Source organism: Hymenobacter gummosus (assembly GCF_003970915.1).
Classification (GTDB): domain Bacteria; phylum Bacteroidota; class Bacteroidia; order Cytophagales; family Hymenobacteraceae; genus Solirubrum; species Solirubrum gummosum.
The window spans coordinates 217,649-236,836 of sequence record NZ_RXOF01000002.1 but is presented as its reverse complement, the minus strand read 5'-3'; the positions used below and the strand labels follow the sequence as shown (position 1 = coordinate 236,836).

The 19,188-nt window shown below is 64.5% G+C and carries 12 protein-coding genes; 7 read left to right on the top strand and 5 right to left on the bottom strand.

Translation table 11 applies throughout. The annotated features are described in order from the left end of the window. Window positions 1-619 precede the first annotated feature (619 nt). The 3 genes from EJV47_RS04305 to EJV47_RS04295 all read left to right on the top strand — a co-directional run bounded on the left by EJV47_RS04305 (window position 620) and on the right by EJV47_RS04295 (window position 7,357). Window positions 620-3,676: a PAS domain-containing sensor histidine kinase gene (locus tag EJV47_RS04305; protein WP_126691912.1), complete on the top strand. Its 3,057-nt coding sequence runs from the start codon at window positions 620-622 to the stop codon at window positions 3,674-3,676. A 147-nt stretch (window positions 3,677-3,823) separates the two neighbouring features. Further along, window positions 3,824-6,889, top strand: a complete 3,066-nt coding sequence (locus tag EJV47_RS04300) for a PAS domain-containing protein (protein ID WP_126691911.1) — start codon at window positions 3,824-3,826, stop codon at window positions 6,887-6,889. Window positions 6,890-6,943: 54 nt separating this feature from the next. Continuing rightward, window positions 6,944-7,357 carry a response regulator gene (locus tag EJV47_RS04295; RefSeq protein WP_126691910.1) on the top strand — a complete coding sequence of 138 codons (414 nt, stop codon included), beginning with the start codon at window positions 6,944-6,946 and terminating at the stop codon, window positions 7,355-7,357. A 573-nt stretch (window positions 7,358-7,930) separates the two neighbouring features. Here the strand turns inward: EJV47_RS04295 and EJV47_RS04290 are convergent. Together EJV47_RS04290 and EJV47_RS04285 are read right to left on the bottom strand one after the other, a co-directional pair. Then, the gene (locus EJV47_RS04290) at window positions 7,931-9,052 is read right to left on the bottom strand and encodes a PAS domain-containing sensor histidine kinase (protein WP_126691909.1); all 1,122 of its coding nucleotides are present in this window, start codon (window positions 9,050-9,052) and stop codon (window positions 7,931-7,933) included. A 1,179-nt stretch (window positions 9,053-10,231) separates the two neighbouring features. After that, a complete protein-coding gene (locus EJV47_RS04285; RefSeq protein WP_126691908.1) occupies window positions 10,232-12,100 on the bottom strand; it encodes a CHRD domain-containing protein in 1,869 nt (622 codons plus the stop codon). Between the two features lie 185 nt (window positions 12,101-12,285). Between EJV47_RS04285 and EJV47_RS04280 the strand changes: the two genes are divergently transcribed. Together EJV47_RS04280 and EJV47_RS27900 are read left to right on the top strand one after the other, a co-directional pair. Further along, complete coding sequence (locus EJV47_RS04280; RefSeq protein ID WP_126691907.1) at window positions 12,286-12,762, top strand: nucleoside deaminase; 477 nt, start codon at window positions 12,286-12,288, stop codon at window positions 12,760-12,762. A gap of 18 nt (window positions 12,763-12,780) precedes the next feature. Then, a complete protein-coding gene (locus EJV47_RS27900; RefSeq protein ID WP_165903612.1) occupies window positions 12,781-13,344 on the top strand; it encodes a hypothetical protein in 564 nt (187 codons plus the stop codon). Between the two features lie 110 nt (window positions 13,345-13,454). On the opposite strand, the gene ffh is transcribed toward EJV47_RS27900, so the two are convergent. After that, a complete protein-coding gene (gene ffh / locus EJV47_RS04275) occupies window positions 13,455-14,795 on the bottom strand; it encodes a signal recognition particle protein (protein WP_126691906.1) in 1,341 nt (446 codons plus the stop codon). Between the two features lie 45 nt (window positions 14,796-14,840). Beyond that, a complete protein-coding gene (locus tag EJV47_RS04270) occupies window positions 14,841-15,224 on the bottom strand; it encodes a hypothetical protein (RefSeq protein WP_126691905.1) in 384 nt (127 codons plus the stop codon). 112 nt (window positions 15,225-15,336) lie between these two features. On the opposite strand from EJV47_RS04270, the gene EJV47_RS04265 reads away from it, so the two are divergent. Further along, window positions 15,337-16,641, top strand: coding sequence for a glycosyltransferase family 4 protein (locus EJV47_RS04265; RefSeq protein WP_243651003.1), 1,305 nt, complete (start codon window positions 15,337-15,339; stop codon window positions 16,639-16,641). A gap of 36 nt (window positions 16,642-16,677) precedes the next feature. Then, window positions 16,678-17,151, top strand: coding sequence for a hypothetical protein (locus tag EJV47_RS04260; RefSeq protein WP_126691904.1), 474 nt, complete (start codon window positions 16,678-16,680; stop codon window positions 17,149-17,151). Window positions 17,152-17,173: 22 nt separating this feature from the next. On the opposite strand, the gene EJV47_RS04255 is transcribed toward EJV47_RS04260, so the two are convergent. After that, on the bottom strand, window positions 17,174-19,042 hold the full coding sequence (locus EJV47_RS04255; RefSeq protein WP_126691903.1) for a hypothetical protein: 1,869 nt from the start codon (window positions 19,040-19,042) through the stop codon (window positions 17,174-17,176). Window positions 19,043-19,188: the final 146 nt, after the last annotated feature.

The following is a 19,188-nucleotide window of genomic DNA, read 5'->3' as shown; positions in this document are numbered from 1 at the left end:
ATCATCGCGGCCACGGATGCAGGGCCAGCGCTGGGGAAACGCCGGTGGTGTCGTATTGCGGGGCCTTGAGCCGCCATGCACAGGTCCAGCCCTACGGCACATTTTGCCACTACGACCTGCAACGCTGCCCGGAGCGCACCTCGGATCTGCCGTTGCGGGAAGCCGCCGGGCAACTGCTCTTCCAGGAACTCAACCGTCCCAACACCCCTGCTCCCAGCCGCCCCTCTGCGGCATGAACAGCCGGCGAAGCGTGTTCTGGAGTTTATAGTCTTAGCCGCAACAGTCGCTGAAGAAAGGTCCTCTTTACTTAGCACGAGCGCATCGGCTAGCCTTCCCAACTATGGTGCTGCTGCCACGTGTATAATGCGTAGATCCACTCGTGCGTACTCACGTGGTGGCTTTCCAGACGGTACGCCGCACAGCGTCGCAGCGGCCCCCACGGAACCTGCTCGGCCCGGGCCGCGTTCTGCCGCCCGGATAAAGCAGCGGAGCCGACTGTTCCAGCCCGCCGCGCCGTCCCGAAGTACCTGCCCTTCCACAACCATTCCTACCGGCGCGCCGCTCGCTTCCCCTACCGAGCCCAGCGCCGCATCTTCGGGGCTCCGCCCTACTCGCTGGTATGCCTGCTTCTCTTGCTTTGCCCTTGACGGACGTGGTATCAACCGATAAGCTGCTGGAGACGCTGCTGGACGTGTCGCTGTCCGGCGTCGTGCTGTACACGCCCGTGTACGATGCCACCGGCCAGCTCACCGATTTGGCCCTGGCTTACCTGAACCCGGCTGCGCAGCGCCTGCTCGGGTTGCCCGCCCGGCCCGCCACCACCTACCGGCAGCAGTTTCCCCCGGCCCTGACCGACGGCGGCTGGGCGTTTCACCGCGACGTGTTTCTGTCGGGGCAGCCGGCGTCGGGGCAGCCGGCGTCGGCGCAGCTGCGCTACAACGTGAACGGTAGCTCCCGCTGCTTCCGCGTGCAGGCCCGCCGTACAGAGGGTGCGCTGCTGGTGAGCGTGGCCGAACCAGCGGACGAGCTTCTGCCCTCAGCCGAACCGGAAACGCCAGCGGTAGCGCCCCGGGAAACGACGCACCAACAGCAGCTGCGGGTCTACGACGCGGTGCTGGCGGGCCTGCAGGAGTTTGTCTACGTCTTGGATCTGGACGGGCGCTTTCGGTACGTCAACCAGCCGTTGCTGGACCTGTGGGGCCTGCACTTGGACCAAGCCATCGGTAAGAACTTCTTCGACCTGGGCTACCCCGAACCGCTCGCCCGGCAGTTGCAGGCGCAGATTCGTCAGGTAGTCGACACCGGGCACGCCGTCGAAGGCGCCACGGCCTACACCAGCCCGGCCGGCGTGCCGGGCGACTACGAATACGCCTTCGTGCCCTTGTTGGCCGCCGACGGCACGGTGGAGGCCGTGGGCGGGCGCACCCAGCCCGTGACCGAACGCCGCCGGGCCGAGGAAGCCCTGCGCCGGGAGCACGCACACACGGTCGACATCCTGGAAAACACCACCGACGCGTTTTACGCCCTCGACGCGGAGTTTCGCTTCACCTACGTCAACCAGCGGGCGGCCCGGCTCTGGGGCCGCGACCGGGACGAGCTGATCGGCCGGCATTACTGGACGGAGTTTCCGGGGGCCGTCGGCAGCGACTCCTACCGCCAGCACTACGCCGTGCTGCAGACGGGCCAGCCGGCCCACTACGAAACCGTCTCGCCGCTGCTCGGCATCTGGATCGACACGAGCATTTACCCCGGCCGCGACGGGGGCTTGTCGGTCTTCTTCCGCGACGTCAGCGCCCGCAAGCAAGCCGAAGCCGCCTTGCGCGCGAGCGAGGCGCGGCTCGCGGCGGTGTTTGAAGCCCTACCGCTCGGCGTCGGCGTGATGAATACCGACGGCCGGATGATCCTGGCCAACCGCCAGATGCAGCAGTACTTACCCGGCGGCGTGGTGCCCTCGCGCGACGACACGCAGTTTTCGCGCTGGCGGGCCTACCACCCGGACGGCCGCTCGCTGCAGCGCTCCGAGTTTCCCGGGGCGCGGGCGCTTAGGGGCGAGAAGGTCGTGCCGGGTACCGAGATGCTGTACCGGCAGGACGACGGCACCGACGTCTGGACGCAGGTCAGCACGGTGCCGCTGCCGGACCACCAGGGCCACGTCACGGGCCACGTCACCGTCATCGTGGACATCGACGCGCTCAAGCGCGCCGACGAAGCGCTGCAGGCCAGCGAGCAGCGCCTGCGGGCCCTGATCGAAAACCTGCCCGGCGGGGCCGTGTTTGTCGTCGACCGGGAGCTGCGTTACCAGCTGGCCGAGGGCGAGGCGCTGCGCCAAGCCGGCTTCAGTGCGGCCGACCTGCTGGGTCGCACCGTGCAGGAGGTGGTGCCCCCGGACTTGTGGGAGCAGCACGAACCCAACTACCGGGCCGCACTGGCCGGACAGACCTTCGCCGTGGAGCTGGAAGCCTACGGCCGTACGCTGCTGACCCGCGGGGTACCGTTACGTGACGCCCTCGGACAGGTCGAAGCTGTGTTGGCCGTGAGCTACGACATCACCGACCGTAAGCAGGCCGAAACGGCGTTGCGGCAGTCGGAAGAGCGGTTGCAGCAGGCCCTGTCCATCGAGACGGTCGGGGTCATCTTCTTCGACCTGCAGGGCCGCATCCACGACGCCAACGCGGCGTTTCTGCGCATGAGCGGCTTCTCGCACGAAGACTTCCTCGAAGGCCGGGTGCGCTGGGACGAAGTAACCCCGCCGGAGTTCATGGAAGTCACGCTTCGCTCCCAGCACGAGCTGCTCACCCGCGGCCAGAACACGCCCTACGAAAAGCAGTACATCCGCCCGGACGGCTCGCGCTGGTGGGGCCTGTTTGCCGGCAAGCGCCTGAGCACCGGCGAGTGCGTGGAGTTCGTGCTCGACATCACCCAGAGCAAAGAAGCGCAGCAGCAGCTCCACGAGTCCCAGCAGCAGCTGCAGGCGTTCAACGAACAGCTCAAGCGCACCAACGTGGACTTAGACAACTTCATCTACACCGCCTCCCACGACCTGAAAGCGCCCATCACCAATATCGAAGGACTGATCCACGCCCTGCAGGCGCAACTGCCCGCCGAGGTGCAGCAAACCCACGACGTGGGGCCGCTGCTGGACATGATGGAGGCGTCGGTGCAGCGTTTTCAGCGCACCATCGAGCACCTGAGCGACGTGGTGAAGCTGCAGAAAGCCCACGAAGGGGAAGTGGCCGAGGTAGCGCTGCTGCCGGTGATTGAAGATGTACGCCGTGACCTGCGGCCCCAGCTGGCCGCCGCGGGCGCCCAGGTCGACATCGAGGTGCAGGACTGTTCCGTGGTGCAATTTTCGGCAAAAAACCTGCGCTCGGTGGTGTACAACCTGCTCTCCAACGCCGTGAAATACCGCCACCCGGACCGGGTGCCGCGGGTGCGCATCGCCTGCCAACAGCAGGAGCAGTACACGGTGCTGACGGTGCAGGACAACGGCCTGGGGCTGGAGCCCGGCAAGCAGGCCGAGTTGTTCACCATGTTCCGCCGCTTCCACGCCCACGTCGAGGGCTCCGGCATCGGCTTGTACATGGTCAAGCGCATCGTCGACAATGCGGGGGGCCGGGTGGAGGTGCAGAGCACCCCGGGCGAAGGCACCACGTTTTCGGTGTACTTCCGCCGCTGAACGCCGTAAAGGTCGAGTTGCGTAGGCTCGACTGTAGCCGCCGCGCCAAGCCGGATATCCGCCCGTTGTGTTTCCCGACGAGCGTTGCTCCAGGAATCTGTGCCGTCGTCGCGCTATCTTCGGCCCTTGTCCGCCTGATACCTTTCTATGCCTGTTGCCGCGTCGGCCGCTACCAGCCCGTTCGAAGCCTTTTTTGAGTTGTCGCCCACGCCGGCGGTCCTGTACGAACCCGTGTACGACCCCGCTGGGAAGTTGGTCGACTTCGCCTTTTTCCGACTTAACGCCGCCGCGCAACAGGTACTCGGCCTGCCGGCGCAGCCCACCAGCACCTACCGGACGCAGTTCCCGGGGGCGGCCAGCGCGGGCTTTGGGGCGCAGCAGGAACAGGCTTTCGTGCGCCGAACGCCGGTAGAGGCGTCGCATGACCAACACCCCTATGGCCTCGATGGTGCTTACCGCGTGCGGGCCGAGCGCGTAGCAGAGCAGTTGCTGGTGAGCTTCATCCCGTTAGCCCCCGAGGCGGCACCGGCTGCGGCCGACGCACCTGCCGGGAACGAAGAGTTGCGGGCGGCCAACCGGCAACTGGCGGCCGCCGCAGCTGCCGTAGAGCTGGCCCGTGCTGAAGCCGAACTGCAGCGCCGGCAGCTGCACCACGTGCTGGAGCAGGCGCCGGCCATGATCTGCATCTTCGACGGCCCCGCGCACGTGTTTCAGTTCGTCAACCCGCCGTACCAGGCGCTGGTGGGCGAGCGGCGGCTCCTGGGCAAACCGATAGCCGAAGCCATGCCGGAGTTGACCGGGCAGCCCATCTTCGGCTTGCTCGACCAGGTGTACCAGACGGGCGAAACGTATTACGCCCACGAAATGCTCGTGCAGCTCGACCACCTGAACGAAGGGCGGCCGGAGCTGGAGCAGCGCTATTACAATTTCATTTACCAGGCGCGGCGCGACGTGGCCGGCGCCATCGATGGCATTCTGGTATTTGCCTACGACGTGACCGGGCAAGTGCGGGCCCGCCAGCAGGCCGAACGCGCCCGCCAGGAAGTCGACCACCTGAACGAAGAGCTGGCCGCGACCAACGAGGAGCTGCAGGCCAGCAACGAAGAATACCTCACGGCCAACACGGCGCTGAGCCGGGCGCAGCAGGACTTGCAGCAGCTCAACCAGGTGCTGGAAGTCCTCATCGCCGAGCGCACCCGCCAGATACAAGAGCAAAGCAACCGGCTGGAGCGGCTGATCCGGGAAGCGCCGGCGGCCATCTGCATGCTCGACGGGCCGGACCTGGTAGTGGAGCTGCTGAACGCGGAATACCAGGCACTCTTCCCGGACCGGCAGCTGCTGGGCAAACCCATTCTGGAAGCGCTGCCGGAGCTCATTGACGGTCCGGGGGCAGCCCTACTGCGCCGGGTGCAACAAACCGGTGTCACCTTCAAGGGGCGCGAGCTACTCATGCACTTTGCCCGACCCGGGGACGGGGCCCTGGAAGAACGCTACTTCGACTTCATTTACCAGGCCCGCTACGACGCGGCGGGGCAGATCAACGGCTTGGTGGTGTTTGGCTTCGAAGTGACCGATAAGGTGCGCAGCCGCCAGCAAGCGGAAGACCTGCAGGCCGAGCTGCTGGCGGCTACCCGGCGCCAGCTGCAGGAGCGCGAAACGCTTTACCAAGTATTTGAAGAAACACCGGCCGCCATCTGCATTCAGCGCGGCCCCGAGCACCGCTATGCGTACGCCAACGCCGCCTACCACGACTTCTTTCCGGGACGCGCGTTGTTGGGCCGCCCTGTAGCCGAAGTCCTGCCGGAAGTGGTGGACAGCGGCGTGCTGGCCCTGCTCGACCACGTCTACCAAACCGGCGAAACGTACTACGGCGAGGAGCTGCCGCTGCTCATTGCCCAACCCGACGGCTCGTCCCGGTGGATGTATTTCACCTTCACTTACCAGGCCTACCGCGAAAACGGCGAGATTGTGGGTATTTCCACGTTCGCCTACAACGTGGCCGAGCAGGTACTGGCCCGTCAGCAGCGCGAAGCCCAGCAGCGGCAGTTGCAAGCCGTGTTTGCGCAGGCGCCGGTAGCTATTTGCGTGTTTCGCGGCCCGCAGTACGTGCTCGACGTGGTCAACCCGCTGATGGGCGACATGCTGGGCCATGCGCCGGCCGCGCTGGTGGGAAGTCCCTTCTTCGAGGCGCTGCCCGAACTGACCAGCCAAGGCCTGCCGGAACTGCTCGACCACGTGCGTGAAACCGGCGTGCCCTTCCGCGCGCAGGAACAAGCCATTCACCTGGGGCGCCACCAGCCGGGGGAGGTCGGCTACTTCAACTTCGTGTACGAGCCGCTGCGCGACGCCGAGGAGCAGCTGATCGGGATTGTGTGCGTGGCTACCGAAGTCACCGAACAGGTACGCGCGCGCCAGCAGGTGCAAGACCTGAACGAAGAACTGGCCGCCATCAACGAAGAGCTAGCGGCCACGAACGAGGAGCTGCAAACCAGCAACGAAGAGCTGCAGGACTCCAACCAACTGCTGCTGCGCACCAATGCGGACCTGGACAACTTCGTCTACACCGCCTCGCACGACTTGAAAGTGCCCATCACCAACATCGAGGGCCTGGTGCACGCCCTGCAGGCCCAGTTGCCCCCGACAGCGCAGGCGTTGCCGGAAGTCGAGCCGCTGCTGGCCATGATGCAGCAGTCGGTGGAGCGCTTCAAACGCACGCTGGCGTACCTGAGCGACGTGGCACAGCTGCAGCAGGAAGACGGCCAGGCCGCTGCCGACGTGGCCCTGCCGCAGGTGGTACAGGATGTGCGCCAGGACTTGCTGCCGCTGATCCGGGAGACGGGTGCCCGGCTGGAAGCGGAGTTGGCCGACTGCCCGGCCGTGCGGTTTTCACCCAAAAACCTGCGCTCCGTGGTCTACAACCTGCTCAGCAACGCGCTCAAGTATCGCCACTCCGACCGCACGCCGCTGATTCAGGTGCGCTGCCGGCAGGAAGGCCGCTTCACGGTGCTGGAGGTGCAGGACAACGGCTTGGGCATCCCCAAACGCCGGCAGCCCGAATTGTTTCAGCTGTTTCGGCGCCTGCACAGCCACGTGGAGGGCTCCGGCATCGGGCTGTATATGGTTAAGCGCATGGCCGAAAACGCCGGCGGCCGGGTGGAAGTCGAGAGCGAACCGGAGGTGGGCTCTACGTTCCGCGTCTACTTTCCGCGCTAAGGGCCGTATAGGCGAGGCACTGACTCCCCCACTTTCGGAGCCTGCTCCTTATTGATGACGCCCTTGCCGTGCGTGCTCCTCGTCGACGACGACGCAACGACCAACTACCTGAACCGCTCCCTGCTCACCCGGTTGGGCGTGGCCGAGCGCATCCTCATCGCGGAGAACGGCGACCAAGCGCTACAGAACCTACGCCAGCACTGCGTACCGCCCACGCCCAGCTGCCCGGTGCTCATTCTGCTGGACGTGAACATGCCCGGCATGAACGGCATCGAGTTTCTGGAAGAATACCAGCAGTTGCCCTTAGCGGAGCAACGGGCCATCGTCATCGTGATGCTCACGTCCTCCCTGCACCCGCGCGACGTGCAGCGCGTCGAGCAGCTCAACGTGGTATCGGGCTTCCTCAGCAAGCCCCTGACCGGGGAAAAAGTGCACGAGCTACTGCGCACGCATTTTCACGCGCAGTAGGCTGGCTTCCGACCGAGTCCGCCCGCTGTAGCGTCTTGGTACCCGAACCAAGCGGTTTTCCTGGGTGGAAACAGCGGACGAGTGGATACCTGCGTACGCAGCATAGTCTTGGCTGGTTCGAGAACTGAGACGCCCTACTACCAGAGGTTATCCGAACCAGTTACTGTATCTCCGGTATGGGGTGGGAGACGGACAAGACGGCCTCGCGAACGGCGTGGTATACGCGGGGCCGGCCTACGCGGTGGCGCTCGGCGGGACACTCGGTTAAGTACTGGTCGACCACCAAGTTTACGTACTGCAGTGCTTCCGAGGGGTGCCCCAGGGGCTGTAGCGCATCCCTGACCCATAAGTCCCGGCCGTGCGGGTTTCGCTCAACCAGCAGACGCAACGAGCACTGCCAAGCCGCTGGCCACCGCACCACCAGGAAGGAGCCGAACGGGTATCCATACCATCAAAACGGCCGTTCTCCCGCTTTGTGTCTTTGAAAAATGCGGAATTTGTCCGAGTTAAATACGGAAAGTACAAGATGCAGCTTTCCCACGGTGGCTCGTCAACCGTTAACCCATCAACTACTTACAAGGACTGAGCTGCCGCTTCGGCTGGTAGCTTCTGCTCAGGCAGCGGCAGGGTGATGACAAAGGTGCTGCCCCGCCCTTCCGTGCTGTCGAAGGTGATGCGGCCACCGTGCAGCCCCACGATGGTCTGAATGACGGACATGCCCAGGCCGGTGGTCTTCTCCCCACGCAGCCCGGGCCGGCGCGCCTTGGTGAACTTGTCGAAGAGCACGGGCTGCAGGCGTTCGGGAATGCCAACCCCGGTGTCCCAAACCGTCACCACCGCCTGGTCCGCGCGCTGCTCCAGGCGCACGCCGATCTGGCCCCCGTCGTGGGTAAACTTGATGGAGTTGGACAGCAAGTTGTTGATAACCTGCTGAAACTTGTTGACGTCCAGCAGCAAGTAAACCGCCTCGGCCGGCACTTCGCAGCGGAACTGCAAGTGGGTGTGAGCCTCGGACCGCTCGTACTCTTCCATGATCGTGATCAGCCAGGCCCCCAGGTCGGCCCGCTCCCACTTCAGCTCCACGTTCACCGACTCCAGAAACTCCTGGTCCACGAAGTCGCGGATGAGCGTGACGCCTTGCCGGCAGGTGCGCTCCATCATGTCCAGTACCTGTTGCACCGGCGCACCCACCTCCCCCGACACGGCGCGCAGGTGCTCGGTGAGCTGCTGCAACAAGACCAAGGGAGCCGCCAGATCGTGGGAAAGGATTTCGAGCGTGGCGTCCTTCTTCGTGTTGAACTTCTGCGCGTTGAGGCTCGCCTCTTTGGTGGCCGTGATGTCGCGCACGTTGCCGCTCAGGTACTCGCCCCCCGCCGCGTCCTGCGCCCGGCACGCAGTCAGTACCAGCCACTGGGTGCCACCGCCCGGCTGGGCCACACGCAGTTCCACCTCGGGCACGACTTCGCCCACCCCGGCTTGCAGCAGCCGCTCGTGCAGTAGCTGCCGGTCGTCGGGGTGTACCCGGTGCAGCCAGCGCGGCCAGTCGTCGTTCACATGCGCGACCGGGTCGCCAAACACCTGCTCGTAGGCCGTGCTTACGTACACCACGCGCCGGTCGGCCACCCGGAAGACGAACTGAACCGCCTCACTGCCTGCGAGTAGGGGTTCAAACAGCGGAAGGTATTCCTGCATCATGATGGGCTTCAGGGCGTGGGCATCCGCAGCGCGCCCGACTACGTGACGTAGCAGGTGCTGCTTGCCGCCGGGACGACACCTGGTTGACTTAAAAGTACGCGTACCCTACGGCAATGCCGTGGCAGTGGACGAAAATCAGCCAACTTGTTGCGGTGATGCGGGTGGCGGCCGAGTGCGCTGCCAGGGGTAATTAGCGCGGCTGCGGCAGCAGATCGAGCCCCTGGGCGTTAAAGTGTAGCTGCAAAATGGTGGTGAGCTTCTCGGCCGTCAGCGGCTTGCTCATGGTGCCGGCCACGGAGTAATGCTCCATGCGGGCCAAATTAGCCGAGCTCATACTAATGGCCAAGATGACCAAGACGACACTGGCTCGCACCAAATCCGGCTCATCCTGCAGCGCCGCCAGGAACTCCATGCCCCCCATGACGGGAGCTTGACGCTTTGACCCAGGCTGGGTGTGATGATTTACTAAGAGAAAGTCTCGGGTGCTAGCGCCGCCCATTCCCAGCGCGACAAGATGTTTGGTCTACTCCGCGAGGGGGACTCTTTCTACATTTACAAGCTCGACCGGCTAGCCCACTTCTTGAAGTACCTCCTAGAGCTAATAGGCTAGTTGCAACAGCACGGTGTCGGGCTAGTCTCATCCACCGACGCCTTCAGCACCAGCTCGTCTTCAATTTATTTGCCTCCCTGGCAGAGTTCGAGTGCAAGCTCATCCGTGAGCACACTGGGCTAGTGGCCGCCTGCGCCCGAGGGCAAATCGGCGGACGGCGCAGCCTCTCCGAGGAAGCTGAACGCACGGTCATCGTGACCGAGAATCGCTGTCAGGAGCAAAAGCTCGGAGTGCACGGACTGCCCAACGTCTACGGATCTTTGAGGCCACTATAAGTATTTACAGCGCTGAGGTGCCCTAGTTCATGGGCATCGACACGTATGCAGCCAATTAAATGCTATACATGCTCCCGGTTGCTGTAGTCCAGGGCATATCGACGCAACATGATCCGTATCTTCCCTTTGTTGACTGTACCGAAGTCGACTCGCAACTGTGCCGACAAAAACGCCTCCTTGTCGGTACAATGGTGTAGCGAGCAAGTAGAAAAACAACACAAGTCATTGGTTATCAACAATAAAAAAAGGGCAGCTACAAGCCGCCCTCTTTTCCACAACCAAAACACCTAAAAACTATTCTTTCGCAAATTTAGTGACAATCTTCGTGCCAGAAACATTTAGGGTAACAAAATATATTCCGGCCTTCAGACTGCTAACCTCAAGAGACGCAAAATTGCCCCCGGGTTGCATGCGCACCGTCTGCAAAAGAACTTGCCGGCCCAACGCATCGGCCACTTGAATAGTGCCCGCAGCAGCAATTTTGCTTTCAAAATTGATGGTCAGCTCGTTGCGCGCCGGATTAGGATAGGCCACGAACGACTCGGGCCGCACCGCGGCGGCGCGGGCAGCCAGGATGCGGCTCAGGTTGCGGGCCCCGCGGAATACCTGCCCGCGAATTTCCCCGCCGGGGTTGGCGGCCGTGTGCAGGTTCACGTACATACTGTCGCGGCGGAACTGCTGGGAGCGGCGCAGGTTGAAGGGCTGGGCGGCGCCGGCAGTCCAGAAACCGTTGGCCTCGAAGGGGTTGGTGGTATTGTTGAAGAAGGGCGGCAGGTTGAACACCACCGGCCCGGCCTGCCGCAGCAGCCCGGTGTGGAAGTGGGCGTTGGTGGCCGCGCCGCTCAGCCCACCCCATACCAGGGCGAAGTGGGCGTTGGTCTGGTCCCGGTCGATGGACACGAAGCCGGCGCCGTAGCCCTGGGTGGTCAGCACCGGGTTAGGCGCTTCCTGCTGCCCGTTCAGCGAGAAGGTGTAGCCCTCCCGCGCCAGCCGGTAAATCTGCCCGCGCAATTCGCCGCTGGGGTTGGCCGCCGTCGTCAGCACCACGTTGACGGTGCCGCTCAGAAACAGATTGATGCCCGCCGTCGTCAGCCCCGTCAGCGTCAGGCCGAAGGTATTGGGTGTACCGGCAGGAATGGCGACGGTGGTCAGCTGCACGGCGGCGGAGTTGGCCACCCCGGCGTCGCTGGCGAACAGCTGAATGTTGGTCGGGGCCCCGCTCAGCCCGGTGTGCGACAAGGCCAGGCGCAGGGTGTCGAGCGTGGTATTGAGGCGCAGCACGGCCACGGCTTTGGCGCTGGTGGTTACGGCCGGCACCATCTGGCTGCCGTCGAGGCGGGCGTCGTGGGCCAGGGAGCGGACGGTAGCCAGCACCTGCCCGCGGATTTCGCCCGCGGGGTTGGCGGCCGTGTGAATGTTGACGTAAATCTGCCCGGCGGTCAGCGCCGTCAGAAAGGCAGCGTCGGGGGTGATTTCGCCCTCGATGACGTTGCCGCTGAGGAAGGGTGCCAGGTTGACAGTCACCGGCCCGGCCACGCCGATGGCCCCGACGTGGAAGTGCGAAGCCGTCACGGCCCCGCTCAGCCCCGAAAACACCACCCGGAACTTCAGCTTGCTCTGGTCCTGGCTGAGGTTGAAGGTGCCCAGCCCGCTGGCCGTGGTGGTGACGGGCGGCGTTTCCTGCGCCCCGTTGAGCGTGGCGGCGTATTCCACATCCGTTTCCACCTCAATCTGCCCGCGGATTTCGCCCGCCGGGTTGGCGGCCGTGTGCACGTTGATGTAGTACTCCCCGCGCAGGTACTTGCTGAGCTTGGCCCGGTCGATGTCGGCGCCGGTGAGGAAGCCCTGCATGCGGTTGCCCTGCAGGAACTGAATCAGGTTGGTGACGACCGGGCCGCTGACGCCGCGGGCGCCGTCGTGCACGTGGGCGGCGGTGACGGGGCCGCTCAGGCCGTTGAAGGCGGCGGTAATAAACAACGTGTCGCGGGTGGCGTTGAGGGTGAAGCTGGCCGCGCCGCGGGCGGTGGTCGTCACGGCCGGCACTTCCTGGGCGCCAGTGAGCTGGGCGCCCAGCAGCAGGTGGGGCCGCAGGTGGTCGGCGCGCCCGGCCAGGGCCATGAGCAGCAGGCCAATCAGGTGCAAAAGCGTACGAGGTGCATTCATAAGGACGAGGTTGGTTTGGAGGAAAAGGATCGGGGGTTGGTTGTGGGTCAGCCCCGGCCGGCGGCGGGCCAGTCTGGCCCGCCGCCGGCCGAAGGCCGTAAAGTGCTAGCTTCGAACTCGTAGGCCCGGCGGTAATGGTTGCCCGCCGGGTGCGTATTTTTGCCGGTTCATTTCCCCACTTGCCTATGGAATCCCCCAACCCCGACTTCATGCGCGAGGCCATCCGCCTCTCGGTTGAGAAAATGCAGGCCGGCCACGGCGGCCCCTTCGGCGCCGTCATCGTCAAAGACGGCCGCATTATCGCCCGCGGCTTCAACCAGGTCACCAGCACCAACGACCCCACCTGCCACGCCGAGGTCGACGCCATCCGCAAGGCCTGCGCCGAGCTGGGCACTTTCCAGCTGACCGACTGCGACCTGTATACCTCGTGTGAGCCTTGCCCCATGTGCCTGGGCGCCATCTACTGGGCCCGTCCGCGCCGCGTGTTCTACGGCAACACCAAGCAGGACGCAGCCGCCATTGGCTTCGACGACCAGTTCATCTACGATGAAATCGAGAAGCCCCTCCCCGACCGCGGCATTCCCATGACGCAGTTGCTAGCCGAGGAGGCTATTGCCGGTTTCCGCGCCTGGCAAAGCCAGGAAGGCAAAACAGAGTATTAATCCCGGGTTTAGATGGGTATGCCCCACGGCTCCGCGTCAGCCCTGGCTTGGGCAGGGCTCCTGGCGCTGGGCGCCTGCGTCTCGCCTGACCAGTCCTGCCCCCGACAACTTGCCGGCGTAGAACTGCGAGGGGAGGTCATACAGCTGTACAAAGGTGACACGACCCGCATCCAGCAGCTTTTTTTCGCCGAATCCACCCACCGGGTGTATGCGGTTTGCGCGGGCCAGCCTTGCCCCGATACTCTGCTGGTGGGGCCGTATACCGGCAAAAGCTGGCAGGCCCCGGAGGTGCTAAGCGTAACACACGTAGGCTGCGGCAGTCAACTGGTGCTGTTGCGTATGCACTGGTACGATGTGGGCTGGCACTGGGACGACGAAGCCGCAATCCTGCTAAATGCCAGGGGCCAAGCCAGCCAACTGGCCTTCACTGAGGAAATCAACCGGTTTCACGCTTCAACCGCTGACGAATTGGTACCAGGCGAAGATATGCGGCTGCTAACGCCGCGCGGCCAACCCCTGCGCCTCGTGGTACCGCAGCCCGCCGGCCCACCCGACACTATTCAACTCCTCCCCTGCCGTTAACCAACTCTGGCATAAGCAACAAGACCCGGCCGCTGTCAGCGGCCGGGTCTTGTTGCTTATAATCGTCCACAAAAGCCGTGGAATCCGACGAATCCGTCTAAATCCGGGATTTACCTGCGCATGCCCATCATCTTGGCCATCTGGGCCATGCCGCCCTTGGTCTGGCTCATCTTGTTCATGGTGCGCATCATCTTGCGCATCTCGTCGAACTGCTTCATCAGGTTGTTGACCTGCTGAATGCCCTGACCCGAGCCGGCGGCAATGCGCTTGCGGCGGCTGCCGTTGAGAATGTCGGGGTTCTGGCGCTCCTGCGGGGTCATCGAGCGGATGATGGCCTCAATCGGCTTGAAGGCGTCGTCGTCGATTTCCACGTCCTTCATGGCCTTGCCCATGCCCGGAATCATGCCCACGAGGTCCTTCAGGTTGCCCATCTTCTTGATCTGCTCCAGCTGGGAGAGGAAGTCGTCGAAGTTGAACTGGTTCTTGCGGATTTTGGCGTTGATGCGCTTGGCCTCGTCCTCGTCGAACTGCTGCTGGGCGCGCTCTACCAGGCTGATAACGTCGCCCATGCCCAGGATGCGCTGGGCCATGCGGTCGGGGTAGAACAAATCCAGCGCCTCCATCTTCTCGCCCGTCGAGATGAACTTGATGGGCTTCTCGACCACGGCCCGGATCGAGAGGGCCGCGCCGCCGCGGGAGTCGCCGTCGAGCTTGGTGAGCACCACGCCGTCGAAGTTGATACGCTCATTGAAAGCCTTGGCGGTGTTCACCGCGTCCTGGCCGGTCATGGAGTCCACCACGAACAGGGTTTCCGACGGGTTGATGGCCCGCTTCACCTGCTCGATTTCGCGCATCATCTGCTCGTCGACGGCGAGGCGGCCGGCGGTGTCGATGATGACGACCTTCTTGTTGTTTTTGCGGGCGTACTCAATGGCGTTCTGCGAAATCTGAACGGGGTTCTTGTTCTCGACTTCGGCGTACACTTCCACCCCGATCTGCTCGCCCAGCACCTTGAGCTGGTCGATAGCGGCCGGGCGGTACACGTCGCAGGCCACCAGCAGCACGTTGCGGTTCTGCTTCTTGATGAAGGCGGCCAGCTTGCCGGCGAAGGTCGTCTTGCCCGAGCCCTGCAGGCCCGAGAGCAGCACCACGGCCGGGTCGCCCTTGATGACGATGTCCTTCTTTTCGCCGCCCATCAGCTCGGTCAGCTCGTCGTAGACGATTTTGACCATGAGCTGGCCCGGCGACACGGCTGTCAGGACTTCGCGGCCCATGGCCTCGTCCTTGATCTTGTCGGTGACTTCCTTGGCCACCTTGTAGTTCACGTCGGCGTCAACCAGGGCCCGGCGGATTTCCTTTACCGTCGAGGCAACGTTGATTTCGGTGATGCTGCCCTGGCCTTTGAGGGTTTTAAAGGCGCGGTCGAGCTTGGTAGATAAATTATCAAACATCCTGTTGCGGGTGCTGAATGACTAAATGGTGAGGCTGCGCCCGGCTTAGGAAGCTTTCGGCAGCACGATGTTTTCGAGGATGATGAGGCGCCGCACGATGTCCTCATAGCCGGGCAGAGCCTTCTCCACCCGTTCCAGGCGCTGGTCGATGCGTTGCACGTCCTGGCGCAGGTCGCTTACTTCCTGCCTGACGCCGTCGATTTTCCCTTCGACGCGGATGAAGCCGTCGGCGACGGCCGTGGCGAAGCGGTCGAATACGGCCGTAAACTCCTGGCGCATTTCGGCGTTGGCCTGGCGCATCTCGACGGTGGCTTGGCGCATTTCCTGGCGCAGCTCATCAATGGCTTTGGTATTGGCCTCCGTCTGCCGGTCGGTGGCCCGCAGAAGGTCGCCCAGCAGGGCCAGGATGTCGGAATTGTCGTTTGCCATAACGCTGAAAACGCGGCCGGGCCGGATTTAGCTTCAAAAATAGCCACAAAACCCCGAAAGCCGGCTCTGCGCTTTACTTTCGCTGTCCGATACCCCCCAAAACCGCCCCGCCGTGCCCAAGCCGCTTCGTTTGCTGGTCATTACCTACTACTGGCCGCCCTCGGGTGGGGCCGGCGTGCAGCGCTGCCTGAAGTGGGTGAAGCACCTGCCCGCCCTGGGCGTCGAGCCCACCGTCGTGACCGTCGATGCGGCCCAGGCGGCCTACCCGGTGCTGGACTACTCGCTGGAAGCCGACGTGCCGCCCGGCGTGCGGGTGCTGCGCACGAGCACCGTGGAGCCGTTCGGGGCCTACCAGAAACTCACCAACCGGCCCATTCCACACGGCGGCTTTGCCAACGAAGGGCGGGTGTCGGTGGCGCAGCGGGTGGCCCGTTTCGTGCGCGGCAACGTGTTTTTGCCCGACCCGCGCCGGGGCTGGAACCGCTTTGTCTTGAAACAGGTAGCCGCGCTGGTGGCCGCCGGCGAGCAGTTCGACGCGGTGCTGACTTCCTCCCCGCCCCACTCCACCCAGCTCATCGGCCTGGAGCTGAAGCGGCGCTACGGCTGGCGCTGGCTGGCCGATTTGCGCGACCCGTGGACCGACATCTACTACACCCAGACGCTGATGCGCACCGCCGTGGCCCGCTGGCTGGATCAGCGCTACGAGCGGCAGGTGCTCGAGGCCGCCGACGTGGTCATCACCACCAGCGCCGACACCGGCCGCCTGCTGCAGGGTAAGGTGCCCGAGCTGCCGGCCAGTAAGTTTGCGGTGCTGCCCAACGGCTACGATGAATCAGACTTTCAGCAGGTTGAAGTCCCACCGACGGATGCGCTGCTCCTGACCTACGTGGGCACCATCACCGGGCAGTACCACGTGGGGCCGTTCTTTGCGGAAGTGGCGGCCTGCGCGGCCCGGCACCCCGCGGTGCCGCTGCGGCTGCGCTTCGTGGGACGGGTGGCCAAGGAAATCGAGCAGCAGCTGGCCGCGGCGGGCCTGACCGGGCGCACCGAGCTGGTGGAGTTCGTACCCCACGACGAGGCCGTGGGCTACATGCAGCGCTGCACTGCCCTGCTGCTGGGCATCCCCGACGTGGCCCACAACCGGGGCATCCTGCCGGGCAAGGTGTTCGAATACCTGGCCGCCGGGCGCCCCGTCATCTGCATCGGCCCCGAGGGCTCCGACGCGGCCCAGGTGCTGGAAGGCTGCCAGGCTGGCCGCAGCTTCGAATACGAAGACCGCGCCGCCATGCGCCGCTACCTGGACGAGCTGGTGGCCGCCTGGCAGCAGAACCCCACGGTGCCGGTTCCCGCCACCGGCCGCAGCCGCTACTCCCGCCGCGGCCTGACGGAGCAATTGGTGGGGCTGATTCGACGGTAGTCAGTCCTATCCCTTATGCCTAATCCCTCGCCACCAATGTGCCTTACACGCTCTATTAGCAGATGCCTGCTCTCGGCGCTGGTCGTGGCTGCTGCCTGCCAATCCAAAAAGCAACAGGCGCATACGCTGCAGGAATTCGTGCGGGTGCAGGAAATCGAATCAGTCGAAGCCTACAACTATTCGGGGCAGCATTGGCTGAGCGCCGCGGAGCTGCAAGACTTCAAAAGCAGGTTCGGCGCCATGCGCTACGAACCAGGCGGAGGCCGGCAGCTGAAGTCGGTGGATATGGGCACGACCGTTTTCGTGCTCCACTCGCGCGGCCAGACCCATCATTTGATTGGCAGCCCGACCAGTCAGTACCTGGGCATTCCACGCGCCTTGGCGACGCAGAACCGAGAAGAGCTATCGGATGAGGATCAGCACACGCAAGATGTGCTGCTCTTCGAATTCAGCCGCCCCACCAACATCAACAACTACCGCCACGGACCTAAAATACCCAAGCGGCACTGACGGACGCGGGCTAAAGCCCGCGCTACTGCGTCAGCCGGTCCCAGACCTTGCGCACGGGCCGGGGCAGCGCATCCAGCAGAGCGGCGCGTAGCTGCCCAATGGTGGAGCGGCCTAGCTGGGCGCCCTGCTGCCGGGCCAGCTCGGCGGCCAGCTGGTCGGCCAGCTGTTTGTAGAGCGGGCGTTGGTAGTGGCGCAGGTTGTTCGTGACGTCGGCGCGGCTGCGCACCGTGCTGCGCACGTCCACCACCAGCACGTTCGGGGTGCGGGCGGCGAAGTCGAGCAGGGCCGCGTTCATCCGCTGGTGGCGCTGCACGGCCCCTTTCTCCGGCGACTCGGGCACTTCCACTTCGGCCCCGGTGAGCAGAATGAGCGGCACCGCGGCCGGTAGCTGCCCGCGCAGCCACTGCAGATTCTGCTGGAACCGCTCGGGCGTGAGCGGGCCGGCGTAGGAAAACTCCTCGCGGAAGCGGCGCAGAAAGGCTTCGTCCATGCCCCGGAACTTGCGCTGGGCGTAGCGTTGGGCCTGCTCGACGGGGTCCAGCTGCGTCAGGTCCTGGTAGCCGCCGAAGGGAATGAGGTAGCCGCTGCTGTTTTCGCGGTACAGGTCCTGGGTGTAGTCCATCAGCGGGCTGTACACCACGGCGTCGTAGCCGGGGAGCCAGAGCCGGGGCCGGAAGGCTTCCTCGTCTAAGAAAGGCAGGGCCTGCGCGAGGCGGCGCTGCTCTTCCACCGGCAGCTCCCGGCTCAGGCGCAGCAATTCGGTGTGCTCGGTGTGCACCGGCACCTGGTTGTCGTTGACGTAGTTGAAGTCCTCGGTCACGTCGACCTGGTAGGTCTGCAGGTAGGGCGTGAGCTGGCCCAGGTCGCAGCCGCCTTTGAGCAGGATGCGCAGCCGCCGCCCCTGCGCCGCGTCGGGCGGCAGGGCCGTCACGGCGCGGGCGGCTGCTTCCGCTTCGGCCGGGGTGTCGAGCGTAATCCAGTCGGGAGTTTCGGTCGGATTTAGCGCGGTGGCTACCTCGCCCTGCACCACCAGCTTCGGGAAGCCCAGGTGGGCGTAGGTCCACTGCTCCACGCCCAGGTGCAGGATGCGGCAGCTGAAAGTGAACTGCTCCAGCTCGTTGGTGACGGTGTTCAGGGCGTACACGCCCACCAGGCCGTAGTCGCCGAACCGGTCCCGCACGCGCACGGTGCCCCAGCGCAGGCCGGTGGCCCCCAGCCGGGCTTCCAGCTCCTGATACACCACGCGCTTCTTGGTGTAGTTCAGCTGATTGGAGCGGTTAATCAGCTCCTCGATGCGGTTGAAGTCGGGCCACACGGCGTCTTTGCCTTCGCGCAGCTCCACCCGCACCTGGGCGTCGCGCAAAAAGGCGAGGTTGTCGCCTTGGTAGTCGGCGCGGGCCTGCTGCTGCCGCTCCAGGAGGCGGTACTGCTCCAGGCGGGCATAGGTGGGGTCGGGCTTGCCCAGCTGCAGCAGCGCGGGCGCCAGCCGCGGCAGCTCGACGGGGTCGGCCACCTGCAAGGTGGGGTTGTAGTGCAGGGCCTCGGCCCGGTTGATGGGGTTGTCGTCGAGAAACAGGGCGTTGGGCGCGCGCAGCTGCATGTCCTCCAGCAGCTGCTTGATAACCGGGCCCTTGGGCTGCCAGCTCACCCGCAGAAACACGAACAGGTCGCGCACGCCCAGCTCGGTCAGCTTGGCCTCCACGGGGGCCAGGTCGTTCTTGCTGACCACGGTGTGAATAATACCGCGGGCGGCCGTGGCGCGCACCAGGGCCACGTTGTCTTCCAGGGCCTCGATTTCGCCTTCCGAGAGCGTGCCGCGCCAGAACGTGTCGTCCAGGTCCCAGATGATGAGCTTGACGGAGTCGGAAAAGGAATGCTGAACTTCTGTCATCCTATTATCTAGCGTACGCAACGCGAAGGACCTTATTATTTCAGATAGTAATTATCTGCCGCTTGTCGTTCAGGCGGGGTAAGGTCCTTCGCTTCACTCAGGATGACAAACGACGCGGGCACGACGCGGCAAAACTACGCAAAGCC

Excerpts from the sequence above, each read along its gene's own strand:
- EJV47_RS04305 (WP_126691912.1), top strand. The coding sequence starts at position 620 with ATGCCTGCTTCTCTTGCTTTGCCCTTGACGGACGTGGTATCAACCGAT.
- EJV47_RS04300 (WP_126691911.1), top strand. The coding sequence starts at position 3,824 with ATGCCTGTTGCCGCGTCGGCCGCTACCAGCCCGTTCGAAGCCTTTTTT.
- EJV47_RS04295 (WP_126691910.1), top strand. The coding sequence starts at position 6,944 with ATGACGCCCTTGCCGTGCGTGCTCCTCGTCGACGACGACGCAACGACC.
- EJV47_RS04290 (WP_126691909.1), bottom strand. The coding sequence starts at position 9,052 with ATGATGCAGGAATACCTTCCGCTGTTTGAACCCCTACTCGCAGGCAGT.
- EJV47_RS04285 (WP_126691908.1), bottom strand. The coding sequence starts at position 12,100 with ATGAATGCACCTCGTACGCTTTTGCACCTGATTGGCCTGCTGCTCATG.
- EJV47_RS04280 (WP_126691907.1), top strand. The coding sequence starts at position 12,286 with ATGGAATCCCCCAACCCCGACTTCATGCGCGAGGCCATCCGCCTCTCG.
- EJV47_RS27900 (WP_165903612.1), top strand. The coding sequence starts at position 12,781 with ATGCCCCACGGCTCCGCGTCAGCCCTGGCTTGGGCAGGGCTCCTGGCG.
- ffh (WP_126691906.1), bottom strand. The coding sequence starts at position 14,795 with ATGTTTGATAATTTATCTACCAAGCTCGACCGCGCCTTTAAAACCCTC.
- EJV47_RS04270 (WP_126691905.1), bottom strand. The coding sequence starts at position 15,224 with ATGGCAAACGACAATTCCGACATCCTGGCCCTGCTGGGCGACCTTCTG.
- EJV47_RS04260 (WP_126691904.1), top strand. The coding sequence starts at position 16,678 with ATGTGCCTTACACGCTCTATTAGCAGATGCCTGCTCTCGGCGCTGGTC.
- EJV47_RS04255 (WP_126691903.1), bottom strand. The coding sequence starts at position 19,042 with ATGACAGAAGTTCAGCATTCCTTTTCCGACTCCGTCAAGCTCATCATC.